This window comes from Variovorax sp. GW821-FHT10C12, from assembly GCF_059415405.1.
The window spans coordinates 319,006-339,313 of the sequence record NZ_JBWKNE010000001.1 but is presented as its reverse complement, the minus strand read 5'-3'; the positions used below and the strand labels follow the sequence as shown (position 1 = coordinate 339,313).

Annotated in this window: 17 protein-coding genes; 8 read left to right on the top strand and 9 right to left on the bottom strand. The window is 67.0% G+C overall.

The features are described 5' to 3' along the window. Window positions 1–10 precede the first annotated feature (10 nt). Window positions 11–2,407: a phosphoenolpyruvate synthase gene (gene ppsA / locus AC07OH_RS01570; protein ID WP_495299342.1), complete on the bottom strand. Its 2,397-nt coding sequence runs from the start codon at window positions 2,405–2,407 to the stop codon at window positions 11–13. A 193-nt stretch (window positions 2,408–2,600) separates the two neighbouring features. Between ppsA and ppsR the strand changes: the two genes are divergently transcribed. Next, window positions 2,601–3,422: a posphoenolpyruvate synthetase regulatory kinase/phosphorylase PpsR gene (gene ppsR / locus AC07OH_RS01565; protein ID WP_062473023.1), complete on the top strand. Its 822-nt coding sequence runs from the start codon at window positions 2,601–2,603 to the stop codon at window positions 3,420–3,422. A gap of 41 nt (window positions 3,423–3,463) precedes the next feature. Here ppsR and AC07OH_RS01560 read toward each other — a convergent pair whose 3' ends face one another. The 8 genes from AC07OH_RS01560 to ahpC form a co-directional block, all read right to left on the bottom strand. Next, complete coding sequence (locus AC07OH_RS01560; protein WP_495299341.1) at window positions 3,464–4,264, bottom strand: heme ABC transporter ATP-binding protein; 801 nt, start codon at window positions 4,262–4,264, stop codon at window positions 3,464–3,466. Next, the gene (locus AC07OH_RS01555) at window positions 4,261–5,298 is read right to left on the bottom strand and encodes a FecCD family ABC transporter permease (RefSeq protein ID WP_495299340.1); all 1,038 of its coding nucleotides are present in this window, start codon (window positions 5,296–5,298) and stop codon (window positions 4,261–4,263) included. The genes AC07OH_RS01560 and AC07OH_RS01555 overlap by 4 nt, the downstream gene beginning before the upstream one ends. Next, window positions 5,295–6,164, bottom strand: a complete 870-nt coding sequence (locus AC07OH_RS01550) for a heme/hemin ABC transporter substrate-binding protein (protein ID WP_495299339.1) — start codon at window positions 6,162–6,164, stop codon at window positions 5,295–5,297. The genes AC07OH_RS01555 and AC07OH_RS01550 overlap by 4 nt, the downstream gene beginning before the upstream one ends. A 71-nt stretch (window positions 6,165–6,235) precedes the next feature. Further along, window positions 6,236–6,622, bottom strand: coding sequence for a VOC family protein (locus AC07OH_RS01545; protein ID WP_495299338.1), 387 nt, complete (start codon window positions 6,620–6,622; stop codon window positions 6,236–6,238). Then, a complete protein-coding gene (locus AC07OH_RS01540) occupies window positions 6,619–7,704 on the bottom strand; it encodes a hemin-degrading factor (RefSeq protein ID WP_495299337.1) in 1,086 nt (361 codons plus the stop codon). Before AC07OH_RS01540 ends, AC07OH_RS01545 begins: the two co-directional genes overlap by 4 nt. A 37-nt stretch (window positions 7,705–7,741) precedes the next feature. Further along, complete coding sequence (locus AC07OH_RS01535) at window positions 7,742–9,958, bottom strand: TonB-dependent hemoglobin/transferrin/lactoferrin family receptor (RefSeq protein ID WP_495299336.1); 2,217 nt, start codon at window positions 9,956–9,958, stop codon at window positions 7,742–7,744. 176 nt (window positions 9,959–10,134) lie between these two features. Further along, the gene (gene ahpF / locus AC07OH_RS01530; RefSeq protein ID WP_095950792.1) at window positions 10,135–11,691 is read right to left on the bottom strand and encodes an alkyl hydroperoxide reductase subunit F; all 1,557 of its coding nucleotides are present in this window, start codon (window positions 11,689–11,691) and stop codon (window positions 10,135–10,137) included. Between the two features lie 88 nt (window positions 11,692–11,779). After that, complete coding sequence (ahpC, locus tag AC07OH_RS01525) at window positions 11,780–12,343, bottom strand: alkyl hydroperoxide reductase subunit C (protein WP_062473036.1); 564 nt, start codon at window positions 12,341–12,343, stop codon at window positions 11,780–11,782. A 259-nt stretch (window positions 12,344–12,602) separates the two neighbouring features. Between ahpC and bfr the strand changes: the two genes are divergently transcribed. From bfr to AC07OH_RS01490, 7 genes are all read left to right on the top strand, one after another. Next, entirely contained in the window at window positions 12,603–13,079 is a 477-nt protein-coding gene (bfr, locus tag AC07OH_RS01520) for a bacterioferritin (RefSeq protein WP_062473038.1), read from the top strand. Between the two features lie 121 nt (window positions 13,080–13,200). Further along, the gene (locus AC07OH_RS01515) at window positions 13,201–13,848 is read left to right on the top strand and encodes a PepSY-associated TM helix domain-containing protein (protein ID WP_495299335.1); all 648 of its coding nucleotides are present in this window, start codon (window positions 13,201–13,203) and stop codon (window positions 13,846–13,848) included. A 98-nt stretch (window positions 13,849–13,946) separates the two neighbouring features. Then, window positions 13,947–14,447, top strand: coding sequence for a DUF2271 domain-containing protein (locus AC07OH_RS01510; RefSeq protein WP_174543631.1), 501 nt, complete (start codon window positions 13,947–13,949; stop codon window positions 14,445–14,447). Between the two features lie 42 nt (window positions 14,448–14,489). Further along, window positions 14,490–15,299, top strand: a complete 810-nt coding sequence (locus AC07OH_RS01505; protein WP_495299334.1) for a DUF4198 domain-containing protein — start codon at window positions 14,490–14,492, stop codon at window positions 15,297–15,299. A 14-nt stretch (window positions 15,300–15,313) separates the two neighbouring features. Further along, window positions 15,314–16,324: an FAD:protein FMN transferase gene (locus AC07OH_RS01500; RefSeq protein ID WP_495299333.1), complete on the top strand. Its 1,011-nt coding sequence runs from the start codon at window positions 15,314–15,316 to the stop codon at window positions 16,322–16,324. Continuing rightward, a complete protein-coding gene (locus AC07OH_RS01495) occupies window positions 16,321–17,685 on the top strand; it encodes a sulfite reductase subunit alpha (RefSeq protein ID WP_495299332.1) in 1,365 nt (454 codons plus the stop codon). The genes AC07OH_RS01500 and AC07OH_RS01495 overlap by 4 nt, the downstream gene beginning before the upstream one ends. A 236-nt stretch (window positions 17,686–17,921) precedes the next feature. Then, window positions 17,922–20,303 (top strand): catecholate siderophore receptor Fiu, encoded by a 2,382-nt coding sequence (locus tag AC07OH_RS01490; protein ID WP_495299331.1) that lies wholly within the window; start codon window positions 17,922–17,924, stop codon window positions 20,301–20,303. Window positions 20,304–20,308: the final 5 nt, after the last annotated feature.

Here is a 20,308-nt window from a genome sequence, read left to right as displayed (position 1 = left end):
GCGCGTGGACTCAGCCTCGCTGGGCCAGCTGCTGCCAGGTGTCGATCACGCTGTCCGGGTTCAGCGAGATCGATTCGATGCCCTGCTCCGCCAGCCACAGTGCGAAATCGGGATGGTCGCTGGGGCCCTGGCCGCAGATGCCGACGTACTTGCCCTGGTCCTTGCAGGCCTTGATGACGCGGCTCAGCAGCGCCTTGATGGCCGGGTCGCGCTCGTCGAAGTCGGCTGCCAGCAGCTCGAGGCCGGAGTCGCGGTCCAGGCCCAGCGTGAGCTGGGTCAGGTCGTTCGAACCGATCGAGAAGCCGTCGAAGAACTTCAGGAACTCTTCCGGCAGCACGGCATTGCTCGGCACCTCGCACATCATGATCAGCTTGAGCGCGTTTTCGCCGCGCTTCAGGCCGTGCTCGCCCAGCAGCGTGGTCACGCGCTCGGCCTGGCCCAGCGTGCGCACGAAGGGCACCATGATCTGCACGTTGGTCAGGCCCATGTCGTTGCGCACGCGCTTGAGCGCCTCGCATTCCATGGCAAAGGCCTCGCCGAAGTCGGCGCTCAGGTAGCGCGCGGCGCCGCGGAAGCCCAGCATCGGGTTTTCCTCTTCGGGCTCGTAGCGACTGCCGCCGATCAGCTTGCGGTACTCGTTCGACTTGAAGTCCGAGAGGCGCACGATGACGGGCTTGGGCCAGAACGCGGCGGCAATGGTCGCGACGCCCTCGGTCACCTTGTCGACGTAGAACGCGCGCGGCGAGGCATGGCCGCGGGCCACCGACTCGACGGCCTTCTTCAGGTCGTTGTCGACGTTCGGGTAGTCGAGGATCGCCTTCGGGTGCACGCCGATGTTGTTGTTGATGATGAACTCGAGGCGGGCCAGGCCCACGCCGTGGTTCGGCAGCTGCGCGAAGTCGAAGGCGAGCTGGGGGTTGCCCACGTTCATCATGATCTTCAGGTCGATCTCGGGCATCACGCCGCGCTGCACTTCGGTCACTTCGGTCTCGAGCAGGCCGTCGTAGATGAAGCCGGTGTCGCCCTCGGCGCAGCTCACGGTGACGAGCGTGCCGTCCTTGAGCAGGTCGGTGGCGTCGCCGCAGCCGACCACGGCCGGAATGCCGAGTTCGCGCGCAATGATGGCCGCGTGGCAGGTGCGTCCGCCACGGTTGGTGACGATGGCGGCGGCGCGCTTCATCACCGGTTCCCAGTTGGGGTCGGTCATGTCGGTGACGAGCACGTCACCGGCCTGCACCTGGTCCATTTCGCTGATGTTGTGCACGATGCGCACGGCGCCGGTGCCGATCTTCTGGCCGATGGCTCGGCCTTCGGCCAGCACGGCGCCCTTGCCCAGCAGCTTGTAGCGCTGCTCGGCCTTGCCCTGCTGCTGGCTCTTCACCGTTTCGGGACGCGCCTGCAGGATGTAGAGGTGGCCGTCGGTGCCGTCCTTGCCCCACTCGATGTCCATCGGGCGGCCGTAGTGTTCTTCGATCACCAGCGCGTAGCGGGCCAGTTGCTCGACGTCGGCGTCGCTCAGCGAATAGCGGTTGCGCTGCTCGGCCTTGACGTCGGTGGTCTTGACCAGCTTGCCGCTCGCCTTCTTCTCTTCAGGCGTGGCGAACTCCATCTGGATCAGCTTGGAGCCGAGGTTGCGGCGGATGACGGCCTTCTTGCCGGCCTTGAGGGTCGGCTTGTGCACGTAGAACTCGTCGGGATTCACGGAGCCCTGCACCACCGTCTCGCCCAGGCCGTAGCTCGAGGTGATGAACACGACCTGGTCGAAGCCCGACTCGGTGTCGATGGTGAACATCACGCCGGCGGCACCGAGGTCGGAGCGCACCATGCGCTGCACGCCGGCCGAGAGCGCCACCACGTCGTGCTCGAAGCCCTTGTGCACGCGGTAGCTGATGGCGCGGTCGTTGTAGAGGGAGGCGAACACCTCCTTCATCTTGTGCAACACGTCGTCGATGCCGACCACGTTCAGGAAGGTTTCCTGCTGGCCGGCGAACGAGGCGTCGGGCAGGTCTTCGGCGGTGGCCGAGGAACGCACGGCGAACGAGGCGGCGGGGTTGCCGGCGCTCAGCGTGGCGAAGGCCTCGCCGATGGCTTTCTGCAGGTCGGCCGGGAATGGCTGGGCCTCGACCATGGCGCGGATTTCGGCGCCGGCCGTGGCCAGGGCGCGCACGTCTTCGGTGTCCAGCGCGGCCAGGCGCTTGCTGATCTTGTCGGCCAGGCCGTCGTGCGCCAGGAACTGGCGGAACGCGTGGGCCGTGGTCGCAAAACCGGTCGGCACGCGCACGCCCTGTGGCAGCTGCGAGATCATTTCGCCGAGGCTGGCGTTCTTGCCGCCAACCGACTCGACGTCGGTCATCCTCAGGTTTTCAAATGGCACGACCAGTGCGGTCGCCTCGAAAAGTGCAGACATGGGGAAGCTCCAGAAGTTGAAACCGGCGCTGCATGCAGACGGCGCAGCACGATCGTTGTCGTTGCTTTGGGTGCGGTCGCGGTGTGCATGGAAAGAATTCGAGGGGGTGGGGAAAGCGGATTCCCGATAATGGCCCGGATTGTAGGCGTGGCAGGTCGCGCGCGCCGCAGGACTCCGCCGCAAAAGCAACACCATGCATACACGCACTGTTTTCTTCGTCTCCGACGGCACCGGCATCACCGCCGAAACCTTCGGCAACGCCGTTCTGGCCCAGTTCGAGATGAAGCCGCGCCACGTGCGGCTGCCGTTCACCGACACGGTCGACAAGGCGCACCAGGCGGTGCGGCAGATCAACCACACGGCCGAAGTCGAGGGCGTTCGGCCCATCGTCTTCACCACGCTGGCCAACATGGACGTGCTGGGCGTGATCGAAACCGGCTGCAAGGGCATGCTGCTCGACATGTTCGGCACCTTCGTTCGGCCGCTCGAAATCGAGCTGGCCATGAAGTCGAACCACCGCATCGGCCGCTTCAGCGACGTCAGCAAGAGCAAGGCCTACAACGACCGCATCGCGGCCATCGACTTCAGCCTGCAGCACGACGACGGCCAGAGCCACCGCGACCTGGAAGGCGCCGACGTGATCCTGGTCGGCGTGAGCCGCAGCGGCAAGACGCCCACCTCGCTCTACCTGGCGATGCAGCACGGCCTGAAGGCGGCCAATTACCCGCTGATTCCCGAAGACTTCGACCGCCGCCAGCTCCCGCCGGCGCTGAGCCCGCACCGCAAGAAGATCTTCGGCCTGACGATCCAGCCCGAGCGGCTGAGCGAAATCCGCAACGAACGCCGGCCCAACTCGCGCTACGCCAGCCTGGAGAACTGCCGCCACGAAATCAGCGAGGCCGAGGCCATGATGCGGCGCGCCGGCATCCGCTGGCTCTCGACGACCACCAAGTCGATCGAGGAAATCGCGACGACGATCCTGCAGGAGCTGCGGCCGGAGCGGTTGGTCTACTGATCTGCTAGCTTTTCAGTAGCAAGCACCGCCCGCCCGACGGGCTATCCGAACAGATACTGCGTGACGCCGTCCGCGCCGGTCACCGGTTGGCAGGGCATGCGCCAGACGGCCTCGATCAGCGCGGGCTGCAGCACGTCGGCGGTCGCCCCTTGGCGCAGGCCGCCGGGTGCGCCCAGCACCACGACCTCATCGGCATAGCGCCGCGCGAGGTTCAGGTCGTGCAGCACAGCCACCACGCCCACACCCCGCGCCGCCCAGGCGCGCAGCAGGCGCATCGCCGAATGCTGGTGCGCGAGGTCCAGTGCCGCGGTCGGCTCGTCGAGCAGCAGCCAGCGGCTCGCGCCGTCGGGGCGTGGATGCCAGAGCTGGGCCAGCGCCCGCGCCAGGTGAACCCGCGCCTTCTCGCCGCCCGACAGCGTGTTGAGGATGCGCGGCGCCAGCGCCGTGACGTCGGTCAGCGCCATCGCCTCGGCCATGATCGCGTCCTCGTCGCGGGTCGGTGCGCGGCGGTGCGGGTAGCGGCCGAGCGCGACGATGTCCTGCGCCGTGAAGTCGAAGGCGACCGCGCTTTCCTGCGGCATCAGGGCCCGGCGCAATGCCAGCGTGGGCATGCCGTGGTCTGACAGTGGCCGGCCGTCGAGCATCGCCCTGCCCTGCGTAGGCTCACGCTGGCCGGCCAGCACCGACAGCAGCGTCGACTTGCCTGCGCCGTTCGGGCCGAGGATCGCGGTCACGCGGCCCGGCGCCAGTTCGACCGATGCATTCGCCAGCAACGTCTTCGCGCCGATGCGCACCTCGACAGCGGCACACGCCAGCGCTCCGTGTCCCCTCGCCGTCGTCATATGCGCCCCCTGAAATGCCGCAGCATCACGAGGAACATCGGCACGCCGATGAAAGCCGTGAGCACGCCCAGCGGCAGCTCGGCCGGCGCCATCACGGTGCGCGCCACCGTGTCGGCCGCGAGCACCAGCGCCGCGCCCAGCAGCGCCGATGCCGGCAGCACGATGCGGTGGTCGGGCCCGGCCACCATGCGCACCCAGTGCGGCGCGATCAGGCCGATGAAACCGATGATCCCGGTCGTGGCCGTCACCGCGCCCACAGCCACCGCGGTGATGACCACGGCGCGTCGCTTGGTGCGCTCGACGTCCACACCCAGCAGCGCCGCCTGCGCCTCGCCGAGCGCGATGGCGTTCAGTGGCGAGGCGAGCGATGCCGCGGCCCAGCACGAGAGAAACACCGCCACGCCCACCAGGATGACCGCGCTCCAGCGCGCGCCGCCCAGGCTGCCCAGCAACCAGAACTGCAGGCTGCGCAGTTGTTCGTCGGTCGCCATCACGCTCAGCAAGCCGAGGCCGGCGCCGGCCAGCGCGTTGATGGCGATGCCCGCCAGCAGCATCAGCGCCATGCGCGTGCCGCCGTCGCTGCGCGACAGGCCGTAGATCAACAAGGTCACGACGAAGCCACCGCCGAAAGCCATGAGCACCAGCGTCCAGCTGCCGAGCGTGCGCGGCAGCATCGGCCAGAACGAGGCGCCCAGCACGATGGTGACGCCGGCCGCCAGCGCCGCGCCGCTGCTGATCCCGATCAGCCCCGGGTCGGCCAGCGGATTGCGGAACAGCCCCTGCATCAGCGTGCCCGCCATGCCGAGCCCCGCACCCGCCGCCACGCCGAGAACCAGGCGCGGCAAGCGGATGTTGAGGAACACGAGGTGCTCGGGCGACTGGCCGCTTGCACCCTGCCCCAGCGAGGTCAACACATTCCAGAGCTGCGAAAGACTGATGGCGTAGGCGCCCGACACGGCGCCCACCGCGAAGGCTGCGACGAGCAGCACCGCGCTGCCGCCCAGCACGGCCCGCGCCCCCAAGCGCTGGCTCATGCCAATGCGGCCTGGAACTTGTCGTGCAGCTCGCCGATGGCGACCGGCAGGCGCGGGCCGAAGCCCAGCAGCAGCAAGGCGTCCTGCGTGATCAGCGCACGCTTCTTGTACGCCGGCGTGAGCGCCAGCTCGGGCCGCTGCCAGAAGCGCTCGACGCCGCCGTGCGCCTCGATGCTCTGCGTGCTCGTGAGGATGATGTCGGGCGCCGCGCTGGCCATGGCCTCGGCCGTCATCGGCCGGTAGCCGTGGAAGCCGCCCAGCGCATTCACGCCGCCCGCGAAACCGATCACCGCATGCGCTGCGGTCTTCTCGCCGGACACCTGCGGGCTCGCGCTGTGCGACAGCACGAACAGCACCTTCGGCTTGCGGCCGTTCGCGCCGCCGATGCGCTGCAGCACCTGCGCCCATTCGGCATCGAGCCGGGCCTGCAGTTCGCGCGCCTGCGCCTCCTTGGCCGCGGCGCGGCCCACGGCCTGCACCTTGCGCTGCACCTCGCCCCAGCTGTGGTCGGCCTCGATGATCTCGACCTTCACGCCGGCCGTGCGGATCTGGTCGAGCACGACGGTCGGGCCCGACTCGTTGGTCGCGATGATCGCGTCGGGCTTCAGGGACAGCAGCCCTTCGGCCGACAGCTGGCGCATGTAGCCCACCTTGGGCGTGGCGCGCGCGGCAGCGGGGAACAGGCTGGTCGTGTCGGTGCCGACCAGCTGGCCTTCGGCGCCGAGCGCATAGACCACCTCGGTGATCGCACCGCTGACCGTGACCAGCCGCGGCAGGCGCTTGCTGTCCTGTGCGAACGCGGGCCACACGCCCGCGCCGAGCGCTGCAGCAGAAAGCAGGCGCAGCGCATCACGCCGACGCGGCATGGAAGAAGAAAGAAAAGAGGAATCGCGTGGTTCAGTCATGGGTCACGGACAGCGAAAGAGAAAGACGCGCGTCAGCCGCGCCGGGGAATGTTGTGTGCGATGCGCCAGAGCACGCCGCTCGGGTCGGTCAACGTGAAATCGACCATGCCCCACGGGCGTTCGGCGGGTGGCGTGGTCTGTACGGCGTAGCGTTCGGTCAGCCGCTGCGCCTGTACGCGCGCCCACCAGGCCAGCGCGTCGTCGACCAGCAGATGCATCATGAAGTTCTCCGCGTGGGTCTGGACGTAGAAGTCCTGCAGCAGGAAGCTGCTCTGGCCGCAGAAGAAGTACGCAATGCCGTCCTCGTTCGAGGCCAGCGTGAAGCCCAGGTCCTGGTAGAAGGCCACGGACAGCGCGAAGTCCTTCGCCGGCACGAAGGCTTTGATCTCGACCACGCCCGGAACGGCCTCGGTACTCATCGCGCTTGCACCTCAGAAGTGACCAGGCGCGAGAGCTTGGCCACGATCTGGCGCCACTCGGCGCGCTCGGGCACGCCCGGCTTGCGCGCGCCGAAGAACATCGCCATCAACTCGCCCTCGCCGTCGAAGGCCTCGACCGAGGTCACGATGCCGTCGCTGGTCGGCTTCTGGACGATCCACACGCTCGCGATGCGGTCTTCGCGCAGGTGCAGGTTGAAGCCGGGGTCGAGCACGTTGAGCCACTGCATGCCATGCATCTCCATCGGCTCGATGCGCACGACCGGCCCGGAATGGATCTGGATGCAGCCGGGGCTGCCGACGAACACCATGATCGGCGTGCCGTCGAACGAAGCCTCGAGCAGCAGCTCGCGCACCGCGCCGGTCTCGGCCCGCTGCGTGAACTCGCCCTCGGTGAGGCGAAAGCTCTGCTGGCGCTCGACGTCGAACTTGTTGAGCAGCCCGAAGAACTCGTGCGTGTCCTGCATGCCGCGCCAGGCCTCAGCCAGTGCGACCGCATCGATGGCAGCGTCGTCGCGCGGCGCCGCCTTCTTCTCGACGGGCACGAACTGCACCGGTTCGTCGGGTGTGGCGGTGTAGCTGTCGATGACCGACTGGAACGCATCGCGGTCGGTCGCGTCGCGCACGAAGATCTTGTGCACCGCCACGCCCTGCGGGTTGAAGAACTGCAGGCTCAGCGAGGGCGGCACGCCGGCATTCGCCGCCGCCTCGCTGACCGCGAACCCCGCATGCCAGCGGCTGAAGAACAGGCGCAGGTCGATGGCCTCGCCCAGCGCGAGCCCCATCGCGTCGCTGCCGGACACCTTCTCGTAGACGCCGGTCTTCTCGTGCACCGTGGTCTCGTTGCGCGTGAGCGCCAGCACGGGGCCGCACAGCTCCAGCGCCTGCAGCAGCTCGACCCACGGGCCCTTCAGCCGCGTGGCGCGCAGCGCCTTGTCGTGTGCGCCCGTGTGCGCCACGATGGCGGTGCCTTCGCTCAGGCCCAGGGCCGCGGCGGCGTCCTTGTGGCGCATGCCCTTGGCGCGCAGTTCGGCAAAACGGGTGCGGATGTCTTCGGCATTCATCGGGTGTCCTTTGTTTGGAGAGAAGTGGCGGTGCGCGTCAGAAGTCCGCCACGAGCGAGACGTTGAAGCTGCGGCCCGGCTGGGTGTAGGCGTCGCGGATGGCCGAGGTGGTCGTCACGCCGCGCACATCGCTCCACATCCAGTAGCGCTTGTTGGTGAGGTTGGTCACCGACGCGTTCAGGCGCAGGTCCTTGCGGATGCGCCACTGCGCGCTGATGTCCAGCGTGGTGGCCGCCGGCGTGCGGAACTGCAGGCCCGTGGTCACTTCGCTGCGATCGACGTCTTCCCACTCCTTGGCGCCATGATGAACCGCATCGAGGCGCACGCTCCAGGCCGGCGCCTGGTACTTGAGTCCGGCACTGAACTTCTGCGGATCGATCGAGTTGAGCGGCCGGTTGTTGGTGCGGTCGCGGCCCTGCGTGCGGCCGTAGGCGAAGGGCACGGAGAAGCCGTTGCCGTTCTCGGTGAAGTCGAGCTCGCCCTTGATCTCGAAGCCGCTGATGCGCGCGCGCCCGACGTTGACGGTCTGGTAGATCAACGGGTCGATGCGCGGAATGCCGCGCCCGCCCACGAGCTTGTCGTTCTCGATGAGGTCCTTGTAGTCGCCGGTGAAGGCGGCCACGTCGAAGCTCAGGACGCCGGTGCGCCCGCGCACGCCCAGCTCGATGTTCTGGCTCTTCTCGGGCTTGAGGTTGGGGTTCGGGATCGTCTTGTAGCCGGAGATCACGTTCTCGAAGAAGTTGTTCACCTGGAACGCATTGGGCGCCTTGAAGCCCGAGGCGTAGTTGCCGTACACGCTGAACTGCGGCGTGGCGCGGAACAGTACGCCCAGCTTGGGCGACACGGCCGAGCCCGACAGCGACACGGCCTGCGCGTTGAAGCCCGCCTGCTTCGCGTCGAGCGAGAAGCGGTCGAAGCGGATGCCGGGCGTGATGCTCCAGCGGTCGTGGATGAACTCGTCCTGCACGTAGAAGGCGCTCGAGGTTTCTCGCGTGTCGGGAAAGCGCTTGAGCGGGTAGCTTTCGCCGGCCGGCGGCACGAGGCCGGTCTGCAGGTTCTCGACGTTGGTGCGCGTGTAGTCCAGGCCGTAGGTGATCTTCTGGGCCCAGCTGCCCATGCGGATCGTCTTGTCGGCCTGCAGACCGAACTGCCAGGTGTTCTCGTCGTAGGTGACGTCGCGCGTGCGATCGGCCGCGGTGAAGCGGTCTTCGTAGATGTACTCGCGCGAGCCGGCCTTCTGGTAACTCACGACGGCGAGCAGGTTGTCGGCCACCACGCTGTTCAGGCGCAGCCGGCCTTCGTAGGTCAGGCGGTCGCGGTCCAGGTCGGTCTTGGCGTTGAGGCCGATCACCGAGGTGGACGCGTACGGCGGCTTGGCCACGCCCGACAGCAGGTTGTAGCGGCTGCTCTTCTCGACGTGCTCGAAGGTGAAGGCGTGGCGCTGGTCGGCGTTGGGCGTGAGGATGGCCTTGGCCAGCAGCGAGCGGGTCTGGTCGCGCTGCGGATTGGGCGTGGTGCGGTCGAGGTTGGGCACGTTGAGCGAGCCCCGGTTCTCGAGTTCGCTGGCGTGCCCCAGGTTGGCGGACACGAGCCACTCGAGCACGTCGTTCGCCTTGCCCGCGAGCGTGACGCCGCCGCGCACGCCGTTGTCTTCGCCGCTGTAGCCGATGTTGGCGCTGCCGCCGAAGGTCTTGCCCTCGCGCAGGAAGGACGAGGGCTCGCGGGTGATGAAGTTGACCAACCCGGCCAGGCCGTCCGAGCCGTAGAGCGCCGAGGCCGGGCCCTTGATGATCTCGATGCGCTCGACGAGGCTGATGTCGAAGTAGTCGCGCCCGAACGCGTTGGCGCTGAACACGTAGCTGCGCGGCGTGCGGATGCCGTCGGTCAGCAGCAGCACACGGTTGCCGTCCAGGCCGCGGATGTTGAAGCCCGCGTTGCCGTCGCGGCCGGTGTTGCCCTGCGCCAGCCCGAAGCGCGCCGGCGAACGCTTGACCGACACGTTGGGCAGGTCGCGCACGGCATCGCGGATGTCGTGGATCTGCTTGCTCTCGATGTCCTGGCGGTTAATGACCTCGATGCTCAGCGGCAGGTCGTCCCTGGCCTGCTCCGAGCGCGATCCGCTCACCACCACTTCGCCGAGCGCCGCGAGTTGCTGGGACCACGCGGGCGCGGCGGCCATGCCGAAGGCGCAGGCGATCAGCCAGGGCAGCAGCGCGGGTCGAGGGGAAGACGGTCGAGGGAAATGAGCGGCCACGAAAAAGGTCCAGAAAACAGTTGATGAACTGCTTGCTGGACCTTGAGGCGCAGAGAGAACACTGCGCGTGTGCGACCTGGCTGGCAATGAGGGGCAATCGGCAGTGATTGCCCGGTCATTTATTGTATGAGAATAATTCTCAATTGAAAGATATCAATGCTTGCCAAAGGCTTACTTTACGCAGGGGCCGTCGTGCGGATCAGGTGGTCGAACGCACCGAGCGCCGCCTTCGCGCCGTCGCCGGCCGCGATGATGATCTGCTTGAACGGCACCGTGGTGACGTCACCCGCCGCGAACACGCCGGGCACCGAGGTCTGGCCGCGCGCGTCGACGACGATCTCGCCGTGCTTCGTGAGCTCGACCGTGCCCTTGAGCCAGTCGGTGTTGGGCACGAGGCCGATCTGGATGAACACGCCTTCGAGCTCGACCTTCTTCAGCTCGCCCGATGCGCGGTCCTTGTAGACCAACCCGTTGACCTTCTGGTCCCCGGTGATCTCGGTGGTCTGCGCGTTGGTGAAGATGTCGACGTTCTTCAGGCTCTTGAGCTTGCGTTGCAGCACGGCATCGGCGCGCAGTTGCGTGTCGAACTCGATCAGCGTCACGTGGCCGACGATGCCGGCCAGGTCGATGGCCGCCTCGACACCCGAGTTGCCGCCGCCGATCACCGCCACGCGCTTGCCCTTGAACAACGGACCGTCGCAGTGCGGGCAGTAGGCCACGCCCTTGTTCTTGAACTCGTGCTCGCCCGGCACGTTGATGTTGCGCCAGCGGGCACCGGTCGAGATGATGACCGTCTTGCTCTTGAGCGAGGCGCCGCTTTCGAGCTGCACCTCGATCAGGTCCTTGCCCGGCACCAGCGCCTTGGCGCGCTGCAGATTCATGATGTCGACGTCGTAGTCGCGCACATGCTCTTCGAGGGCGTGGGCGAACTTCGGGCCTTCGGTTTCCTTGATCGAGATGAAGTTCTCGATGCCCAGCGTGTCGAGCACCTGACCGCCGAAGCGCTCCGAGGCGACGCCCGTGCGGATGCCCTTGCGCGCGGCATACACCGCGGCTGCGGCACCGGCGGGGCCACCGCCGACGATCAGCACGTCGAAGGCGTCCTTGGCGGCGATCTTCGCGGCTTCGCGCTCGACGCCGCTGGTGTCGATCTTGGCCAGGATTTCTTCCAGGCTCATGCGGCCCTGGCCGAACTCGGTGCCGTTCAGGAACACGGTCGGCACGGCCATGATCTGGCGTTCCTTGACTTCGTCCTGGAAGGTGCCGCCCTCGATCATCGTGGTGCGGATGCGCGGGTTCTGGATGGCCATCAGGTTCAGCGCCTGGACCACGTCGGGGCAGTTGTGGCAGGTGAGCGAGACGTAGATCTCGAACTCGAAGTCGCCGTCGAGCGCCTTGATCTGGTCGAGCACGGCCTGCTCGACCTTCGGGGGGTAGCCGCCGATCTGCAGCAGCGCAAGGATCAGCGACGTGAATTCATGGCCCATCGGCAGGCCGGCAAAGCGCGGGCCGTGGTTTTCGCTCGGGCGGTTGACCGAGAACGAGGGCTTGCGGTGGCTGTCGTCGCGGCTTTCGGTCAGCGTGACCAGCGGCGAGACTTCGGCCACGTCCTTCAGCAGCGACAGCATTTCGCCCGAAGCCTTGCTGTCATCGAGCGAGGCAACGATCTCGATCGGCTGCGTGGCGCGTTCGAGGTAACTCTTCAATTGGGCTTTGGTGCTGGCGTCAAGCATGGCGGACTCTCTTTCGATAACTGGAAACTATCAACTGGGGACAAAAAAGCCCGGGGCCTCGTGAGCGCCCGGGCTTTGCGCGGGGCGCTTAGATCTTGCCGACGAGGTCGAAGGACGGAGCGATGGTCTTGTCGCCGTCATTCCACTTGGCCGGGCAGACTTCGTTCGGGTGCTCGGCGGTGTAGACCGCTGCCTTGAGCTTGCGCAGGGTTTCCTTGACGTCGCGGGCGATTTCGTTGGAGTGCACTTCGGCGGTCTTGATGATGCCGTCGGGGTTGATCACGAAGGTGCCGCGCAGTGCCAGGCCTTCTTCGGGGATGTGCACGCCGAACGCGTTGGTCAGCGTGTGGGTCGGGTCGCCCACCAGGGGGAACTTGGCCTTGCCGACGGCCGGCGACGTGTCGTGCCAGACCTTGTGCGAGAAGTGCGTGTCGGTGGTCACGATGTAGACCTCGGCACCCAGCTTCTGGAACTCGGGGTAGTGGTCGGCCGCGTCTTCGACTTCGGTCGGGCAGTTGAAGGTGAAGGCCGCCGGCATGAAGATCAGCACAGACCACTTGCCCTTGAGCGTCTCGTCGGACACATCGATGAACTTGCCGTTGAGGTAAGCCTGGGTCTTGAAAGGTTGGACTGCGGTGTTGATCAGGGACATGTGATTCCTTGGATGCTGCGGTTGGAAAAATAAGCGTGAGCCATGAGTATAACTACCAATATATCATTTTTGATAGATATCAACTATTGAAAGTATTGGAACCCGCTATGTTTGCCATCGCCTCGCGCGTCGCCTTGCGCCAGGTCAATACGAACGTGTATCACCATCACACGCATGCAGACCGGCGCAGCATGGGTTTGCTTGCAAGCGTGTGTTCGCCCCTCCGACAATCACCGCTTTCAGAACAAGGAAAATAATCATGAAGGGCGACCCCAAAGTCATCGAACACCTGCAGGCGCAGCTCAAGAACGAGCTGACCGCGATCAACCAGTACTTCCTCCACTACCGCATGCTCAAGCACTGGGGCCTGGACAAGCTGGCGAAGAAGGAATACGAGGAATCCATCGGCGAGATGAAGCACGCCGACAAGCTCATGGACCGCATCTTCATGCTCGACGGCCTGCCCAACCTGCAGGACCTGGGCAAGCTGAACATCGGCGAAGACGTGCCCGAGCTGCTGCGCTGCGACCTCGGCGCCGAAACCGGCGCACAAGCGACCATCAAGGACGGCATCGCGCATTGCGAATCGGTGCGTGACTATGTCTCGCGCGACCTGCTGCAAGAGATCCTGGACGACACCGAGGAGCACATCGACTTCCTCGAGACGCAGATCGACCTGATCGACCGCGTCGGCCTGCAGAACTACCTGCAGCTGCAGGTGGGCGAGCTCGAGTAAGCGCTGCAACCGCATTGCAAACAAACGGGGCTTCGGCCCCGTTTTTTATTGCCCTTTACTTAACTTTATACCCACTGAATAGCAGTCATTCTCATTCGCGCAACTACAATTCGCGCTTTCGATGACTGCCCCCGCCCGTTCCGACAACCGCCGCCGCGCCTATTGGCTCAAGACCCTCCACGAGTGGCATTGGGTCAGTTCCGCCATCTGTCTCGTCGGGATGATCCTGTTCAGCGTCACGGGCTTCACGCTCAACCACGCGGGCCAGATCGAGGCCAAGCCGGTCGTCACCACGCACAACGGCACGGTCGACGATGCGCTGCGCGCCCGCCTCGAACAACAGCTGCCGGCCGCCAAGGCCCAGCAGGGCAAGGCCCCGCTTCCTGCCGAGCTGCAAACCTGGCTGCGCAAGCAGTGGGACATCGACACCGCCGGCCGCCAGGCCGAGTGGTCCGACGACGAAATCTATCTGTCGCTCCCCCGCCCCGGCGGCGACGCCTGGCTGCGCCTGAGCCTGCCCGGGGGCGAGGTCGAGTACGAGCGCACCGACCGCGGCTGGCTCTCCTACTTCAACGACCTGCACAAGGGCCGCAACACCGGCACGGCCTGGAGCTGGTTCATCGACATCTTCGCGGCGGCCACGCTGGTCTTCTCGGTCACCGGGCTGTTCATTCTCAAGATGCATGCGGGCAACCGCCCCTTCACCTGGCCCATGGTGGGCATGGGGCTGGTGGTGCCGGTGCTGCTCGCGTTGCTGTTCATTCACTGACCGGTCCGATCGACGGATCGGACCGTGCGTTGTCTTTGCTGATTCAGGAAGAAAGAGGTTTTCCCGTGCACCTTCGCTACTCGCTCGCACCGATCGCCATGTCGGCGTTGTTCGCGGCCCCGGCCATCGCCGCTGGCCTGTCGGTCAACATCGAGATTCCCCGGCTCAACGTGTCGGAGTACCACCGCCCCTACGTGGCGACCTGGATCGAACGCGCCGACAGCACGATGGCCGGCACGCTGGCCGTCTGGTACGACGTGCGCACCAAGACCAACAACCCCGAAGGCGAAGGCACCAAGTGGCTCAAGGACATGCGCCAGTGGTGGCGCCGCGGCGGCCGTGAACTGGCCGTGCCGGTCGACGGCGTGACCGGCGCCTCCAAGCCTGCCGGCAAGCACCAGCTGAGCTTCACCGAAGGCTCGGGCGCCATGCCCAAGCTCGCGCCCGGCGCCTACAAGCTGGTGGTGGAAGCCGCCCGTGAAGTCGGCGGCCGCGAGGTCGTGACCATCCCGTTCCAATGGCCGCCCACCGCCGCCGCGCAACCGGTTGCCGCCGGCAAGGAAGAGCTCGGCGAGATCAAGCTCGAACTCAAGCCCTGACTTCCGACCGATCCGCCCCCCTCTCTCATTCCAAGGACAACCATGACCCGCTTCACCCTGCGCGCCGCCGGCCTCGCCCTCGCCCTTTCGGCCGTTGCTTCCGTGACCCAGGCGCACAACGCCTGGCTGCTGCCCTCGACCACCGTGCTGTCGAAGGCCGACACTGTGAGCGTCGACGCGGCCGTGTCGAACGACCTGTTCGTCGCCAACCACGCGCCGCTGCGCCTGGATGGCCTGCAGATCACCGCCCCCGACGGCAGCGCGGTCAAGCCGGAATCCGAGGCCAAGCTCAAGCTGCGCAACGTGTTCGACGTGAACGTCGCCCAGCCGGGCACCTACCGCATCGCGGTGGTCAACAACGGGGCGTTCGCCGCCTGGAAGGACAAGGCCACGGGCCAGAACAAGCGCGCCCGCGGCACCGCCGAAACCATCGCCAAGGAAATCCCGGCCGACGCGCAGGACGTGACCATCACCCAATCGGCCGGCCGCATCGAGACCTTCGTGACCGTCGGCAAGCCCTCGGCACTCAAGCCCATCGGCCAGGGCCTGGAACTGATTGCCGCCGGCAGCCCGACCGACCTGGCCAAGGGCGAGAAGGCCACCTTCACGCTGCACCTGGACGGCAAGCCCGCCAAGGACCTCGAAGTGACCGTGACCGCCGGCAACACCCAGTACCGCGACAAGCTCGAAGAGATCAAGCTCAAGACCGACGACAAGGGCGAGTTCAGCGTGACCTGGCCGAGCGCCGGCATGTACTGGCTCGACGCCAGCACCAAGGACAGCAAGACCACCGTGCCCCAAGCCAAGGAACGCCGCCTGAGCTACGCGGCCACCCTGGAAGTGATGCCCTGACCCTGCGTTTTTCCTTGGGCCTTTCCTTCAGCACCTGGCGCGCGGGCGGCTACGCCAACGCAGCCGTTCCTCGTCCCGCCGATCCCGCCAGCCTCCAGCAGCTCGGCGGGCAGACGATGGGCACGACCTGGTCGCTGCGCTTCGACAACCCGCAGATGCTGCCGCTCGCGCAAGTGCGCGAGGCGGTCGAGGCCGCGCTCGCGCGCGTGATCGACCAGATGAGCCACTGGGAGCCGGACTCCCTCATCAGCCGCTTCAACACCGCGCCCGCCGGTTCGCGCCATGCGCTGCCGGCGGAGTTCGCGCAGGTGATGCAGTGCGCGCTCGCGTGGGCACAGGCCAGCGACGGCGCGATCGATCCGACGATCGGTGCCTTGGTGGCGCGCTGGGGCTTCGGACCTGCGGCGGCGCAGGACAACGCCCTGCCGTCGCCCGACGCACTGGCCACGATCCATTCGAACGTCGGCTGGCAACGGCTGGCATTCGATGCCACCGATCACACGCTGCTGCAACCCGGCGGCGCGCAGCTCGACCTGTCCGGCATCGCCAAGGGCTTCGCGGTGGACCATGGCGTCGACGCGCTGCGCGCGCTCGGCTTCACCGACCTGCTGTTCGAGATCGGCGGCGAGCTGCGCGGCATCGGCCGGCGGCCTGGCGGTGCGCCGTGGCAGGTGCAGGTCGACACCGAGATGCCAACCCCGCAACGCATCGCGCTGGCCGACATGGCCGTGGCCACCTCGGGCGACCGCTGGCACCGGCGCGCCATCGAAGGCCGCAGCTGGTCGCACACCATCGATCCGCGCGACGGCGAGCCGGTGGCGCATCCGCTGGCCAGCGTCACCGTGCTGCACCCGCAGTGCATGCAGGCGGATGCGCTCGCCACCGTGCTGACCGTGCTCGGCCCCGACGAGGGCTTGGCCTTCGCGCAGCAACGCGACATCGCGGCCCTGTTCATCTCCCGCGCCGACGACGGAGCGCTCACGGAGCGCGCCACGCGCGCGTGGCAGGCGCAGACCGGCGCATGACCGAGACCTTGTGGCGTGCGCTGGGGGCCAGCGCGACGGTCGCGGCCTATGCCGCGCTGTGCCTGGGCATCTACGCACGCCAGCGACGACTGCACGCCACGGCCGCCCGCGAAGCCGCGGCACTTTCGGCCGGTGACGGCGAGCAAACGTCACCCACCCTCGTGCTGTTCGCCAGCCAGACCGGCCAGGCGGAAACCATCGCGTGGCAGACCGCGCGACGGCTGCGCGCAGCGGGCACCGCGGTGCGCGTGATGGCCCTCAACGCCCTCGACAGCGCCACGCTGGCCTCGGCCCGCCGCGCCCTCTTCGTGGCCAGCACTTACGGCGAAGGCGATGCACCCGACGGCGCCAGCGTGTTCGCTGAGCGTGTGATGGGCGCGCCGCTGGCGCTGCCTTCGCTGCGCTACGCCGTGCTGGCGCTGGGTGATCGCCAATACGCCCATTTCTGCGGCTTCGGCCGCGCGCTCGATGCGTGGCTCCACTCGGCCGGCGCCGTGCGCGACTTCGATCCCATCGAGGTCGACAACAGCGATCCCGCCGCGCTCGCCGATTGGCACGCCCGCTGGGGCGATGCGCCGGAGGGCGGCGACGATGCCCCGGCGAGCTTCGCCCCCTGGCGGCTCACGCGGCGCGAACTGCTCAACGCCGGCAGCACGGGCGGCCCCGTCTTTCATCTCGGCCTCACACCGCAAGCCGGCACCCTGCCGCACTGGGCGTCGGGCGACCTGGTTCAGGTCGCCGTCGCGAGCGATCCGGCGCGGCCACGCGACTACTCGATCGCCTCCCTGCCCGCCGACGGCGAGCTGCAACTGCTCGTGCGGCAGGAGCAGCATCCCGATGGCTCGATGGGCGCCGCGTCGGGCCTGCTCACCTCGACGCTCTCGGTCGGCGACTCCGTCGCGCTGCGCCTGCGGCCACATCGCGGCTTCCGGCTCGAAGGCAACGAGAACCGTCCGCTGATCCTGATCGGCAACGGCACCGGCCTGGCCGGCCTGCGCGCCCACCTGCGCGCACGCGCCGCCGCCGGTCGGAAAGACAACTGGCTGGTGTTCGGCGAGCGCCAGTCCGCCCACGATTTCCTCTGCCGCAAGGAAATCGAGACCTGGCAGGCCGACGGCACGCTCGCCCGGCTCGACATGGTGTTCTCGCGCGACCAAGCCGAGCGCTCCTACGTGCAGCACCGCCTGCTGCAGGTGGCCGACACGCTGCAGGCCTGGCTGCACGACGGCGCCGCCGTCTATGTCTGCGGCAGCCTGCAGGGCATGGCGTCGGGCGTGGACGCGGCGCTGCGGCAGATCGCCGGCGACGACCTCTGGGCCGAACTGTCGGCCAACGGGCGCTACCGCCGCGACGTCTACTGAACGGCCCGCGCGGCCTCGTCAGTTGCGTCCCGGCAACGGGGCGAAAGAAACTTTTAGGTTAAAAATTCACTTTCGAGCACCTTGGTATTGAGAAGCAATATCATTTGCATCGATTTGCAAACCCTTCGCAAATCAGCTCACCCAGCCAGTCTTGCCGCCCTTTTCTCCCTGGAGAGCGCGCCACGCGGACCCAGCCAGCCGAGCCCTGTCCGCCCGCCCTTTCTGGAGAAAACAACATGGCCTTTATCAAGAGCCGCAAACACGCCGTCGCCCGCGCCGTTCCTCACCTGTCGGGTGCCGCCGCAGCCACGCTGCTGGCCATCGCAGCCCCCGCCACCTTTGCCCAGACCGGGCGGGCCCTGCCTGAAGTCCGCGTGCAGGATTCGACTGCCGCCGACTACAAGACCGACACCTCGGCCAACCCGAAGTTCACGGCCCCGCTGGTGAACACGCCGCAGACCATCCAGGTGATCAAGGAACAGATCATTCGCGAACAGGGCGCGACCACGCTCACCGAAGCGCTGCGCAACACCGCCGGCGTCGGCACCTTCTTCCTGGGCGAAAACGGCAACACGAACACCGGCGACGCCGTGTTCATGCGCGGCTTCGACAGCTCCAGCAGCATCTTCGTGGACGGCATCCGCGACCTGGGCTCGGTCTCGCGCGACATGTTCAACATCGAGCAGGTCGAAGTCGTGAAGGGCCCGTCGGGCACCGACGTGGGCCGCACCTCGCCCACCGGCTACATCAACCTCGTCACCAAGAAGCCGAAGCTCGAAGACAGCTTCCTGGGCTCGCTCGGTTTCGGCAGCGCCGACTACAAGCGCGGCAGCATCGACTGGAACAAGTCGCTCAGCAGCGCCAACGGCATCGGCGCCGCCTTCCGCCTGAATGCGGCGATGGAAGACTCGGGCGTGCCCGGCCGCGACTTCGTCAAGAACAAGCGCACCGCCATTGCACCGTCGATCGCCCTCGGCCTGAATTCGCCCACGCGCTTCTACTTCGACTACCTGCACGTCGACCAGGACAACGTGCCCGATGGCGGCGTGCCGACCATCGGCCTGCCCAGCTATTCGAACCCCGATCCGGTCGCTCTCGGCGCACGTCGCCGCAGCTTCCTGAACTACGCGGCGCCGGTTGATCCGAAGAATTTCTACGGCACCGCCTACGACTTCAACAAGGTGACGGCCGACATGTTCACCGCGCGCGTGGAGCACGACTTCACGCCCGACGTCACGCTGCGCAACACCACCCGCTACGGCAAGACGAAGCAGGACTACATGCTGACGGCGTTCATGCTCGGCGGCCTGGGCACCAACGGCAACCCGCCGCCCTCGGGCAACACCGCGTTCCTCAGTACGCCGATCCCGGGCCTGCCGTCCACCTGGACGACCACGCGCAACCTGCCGACCAACAAGAACCAGGAAAACACGATCTTCGTCAACCAGACGAACGTGACCGCCAAGTTCAACACCGGCAGCCTGAGCCACTCGCTCAGCGCGGGCGTCGAGCTGATCCGTGAAGAGCAGTCGAGCCTGGGCTACTTCAGCCCCGGCGCGACGTTCAACGGCAAGGTCGTGCAGAACGGCGCCTGGCCCGTGGCCAACCTGTACGCGCCGAACCCCTACGTGAACGGCTACAACCGCATGCTCAGCGGCGCCGACAGCAAGGGCGTGACCAACACAGTCGGCCTGTACGCCTTCGACACCGTCAAGCTCAACGAGCAATGGCAGATCACCGGCGGCCTGCGCTTCGACCACTACAGCACCTCGTTCCAGAGCGCGACGCTGTCGACCGCAGCGACCAACCCCGGCCTGCCGGTCGGCACGCTGGTGCCCTCGTCGCTCAAGCTCTCCGACAACCTGTTCACCGGCAAGATCGGCGTGGTCTACAAGCCCGCGAAGAACAGCAGCATCTATGCGGCCTACGGCACCTCGGCCCAGCCCCCGGGCGGCGCAAACTTCTCGCTGTCGGCCGCCGGCACGGGCAGCAGCGCGGCGCGCACCGACTTCCTGCCGCAAAAGGCCAAGACCTTCGAAGTCGGCACGAAGTGGGACGTGCTGGACGACAAGCTGTCGCTGACCGGCGCGGTCTACCGCACCGACGTGACCAACGAAGTCGTGCAGGACCCGACCAACACCGCGCTGTACTACCAGAGCGGCAAGAAGCGCGTGCAGGGCATCGAGCTGGGCGTGGCGGGCACCATCACCGAACGCTGGGGCATGAGCGCCGGCTTCACAACGATGGACACCAAGGTGCAAAGTGGCCCCAACGTCACCGCCGACGGCACCAACGTGCTGACCTACACGCCGAAGAACTCCTTCACGGCCTGGACCACCTACCAGTTCCCGTTCGGCCTGACGGTCGGCGGCGGCGCGCGCTACAACGGCAAGCTGCACCGCGGCACCGACGGCGCCGTGGGCACACCGGCTTACATCGACGCCTACTGGGTGTTCGATGCCATGGCGTCGTACCGCATCAACAAGAACGTCGACATCCAGCTGAACATCGCCAATGTGTTCGACAAGCAGTACGCGGCTGCCATCAACAAGAGCGGCTACCGCTACACGCCGGGCATCCCTCGCTCGGCCAAGATCACCGCGAACTTCGCGTTCTGATCCCG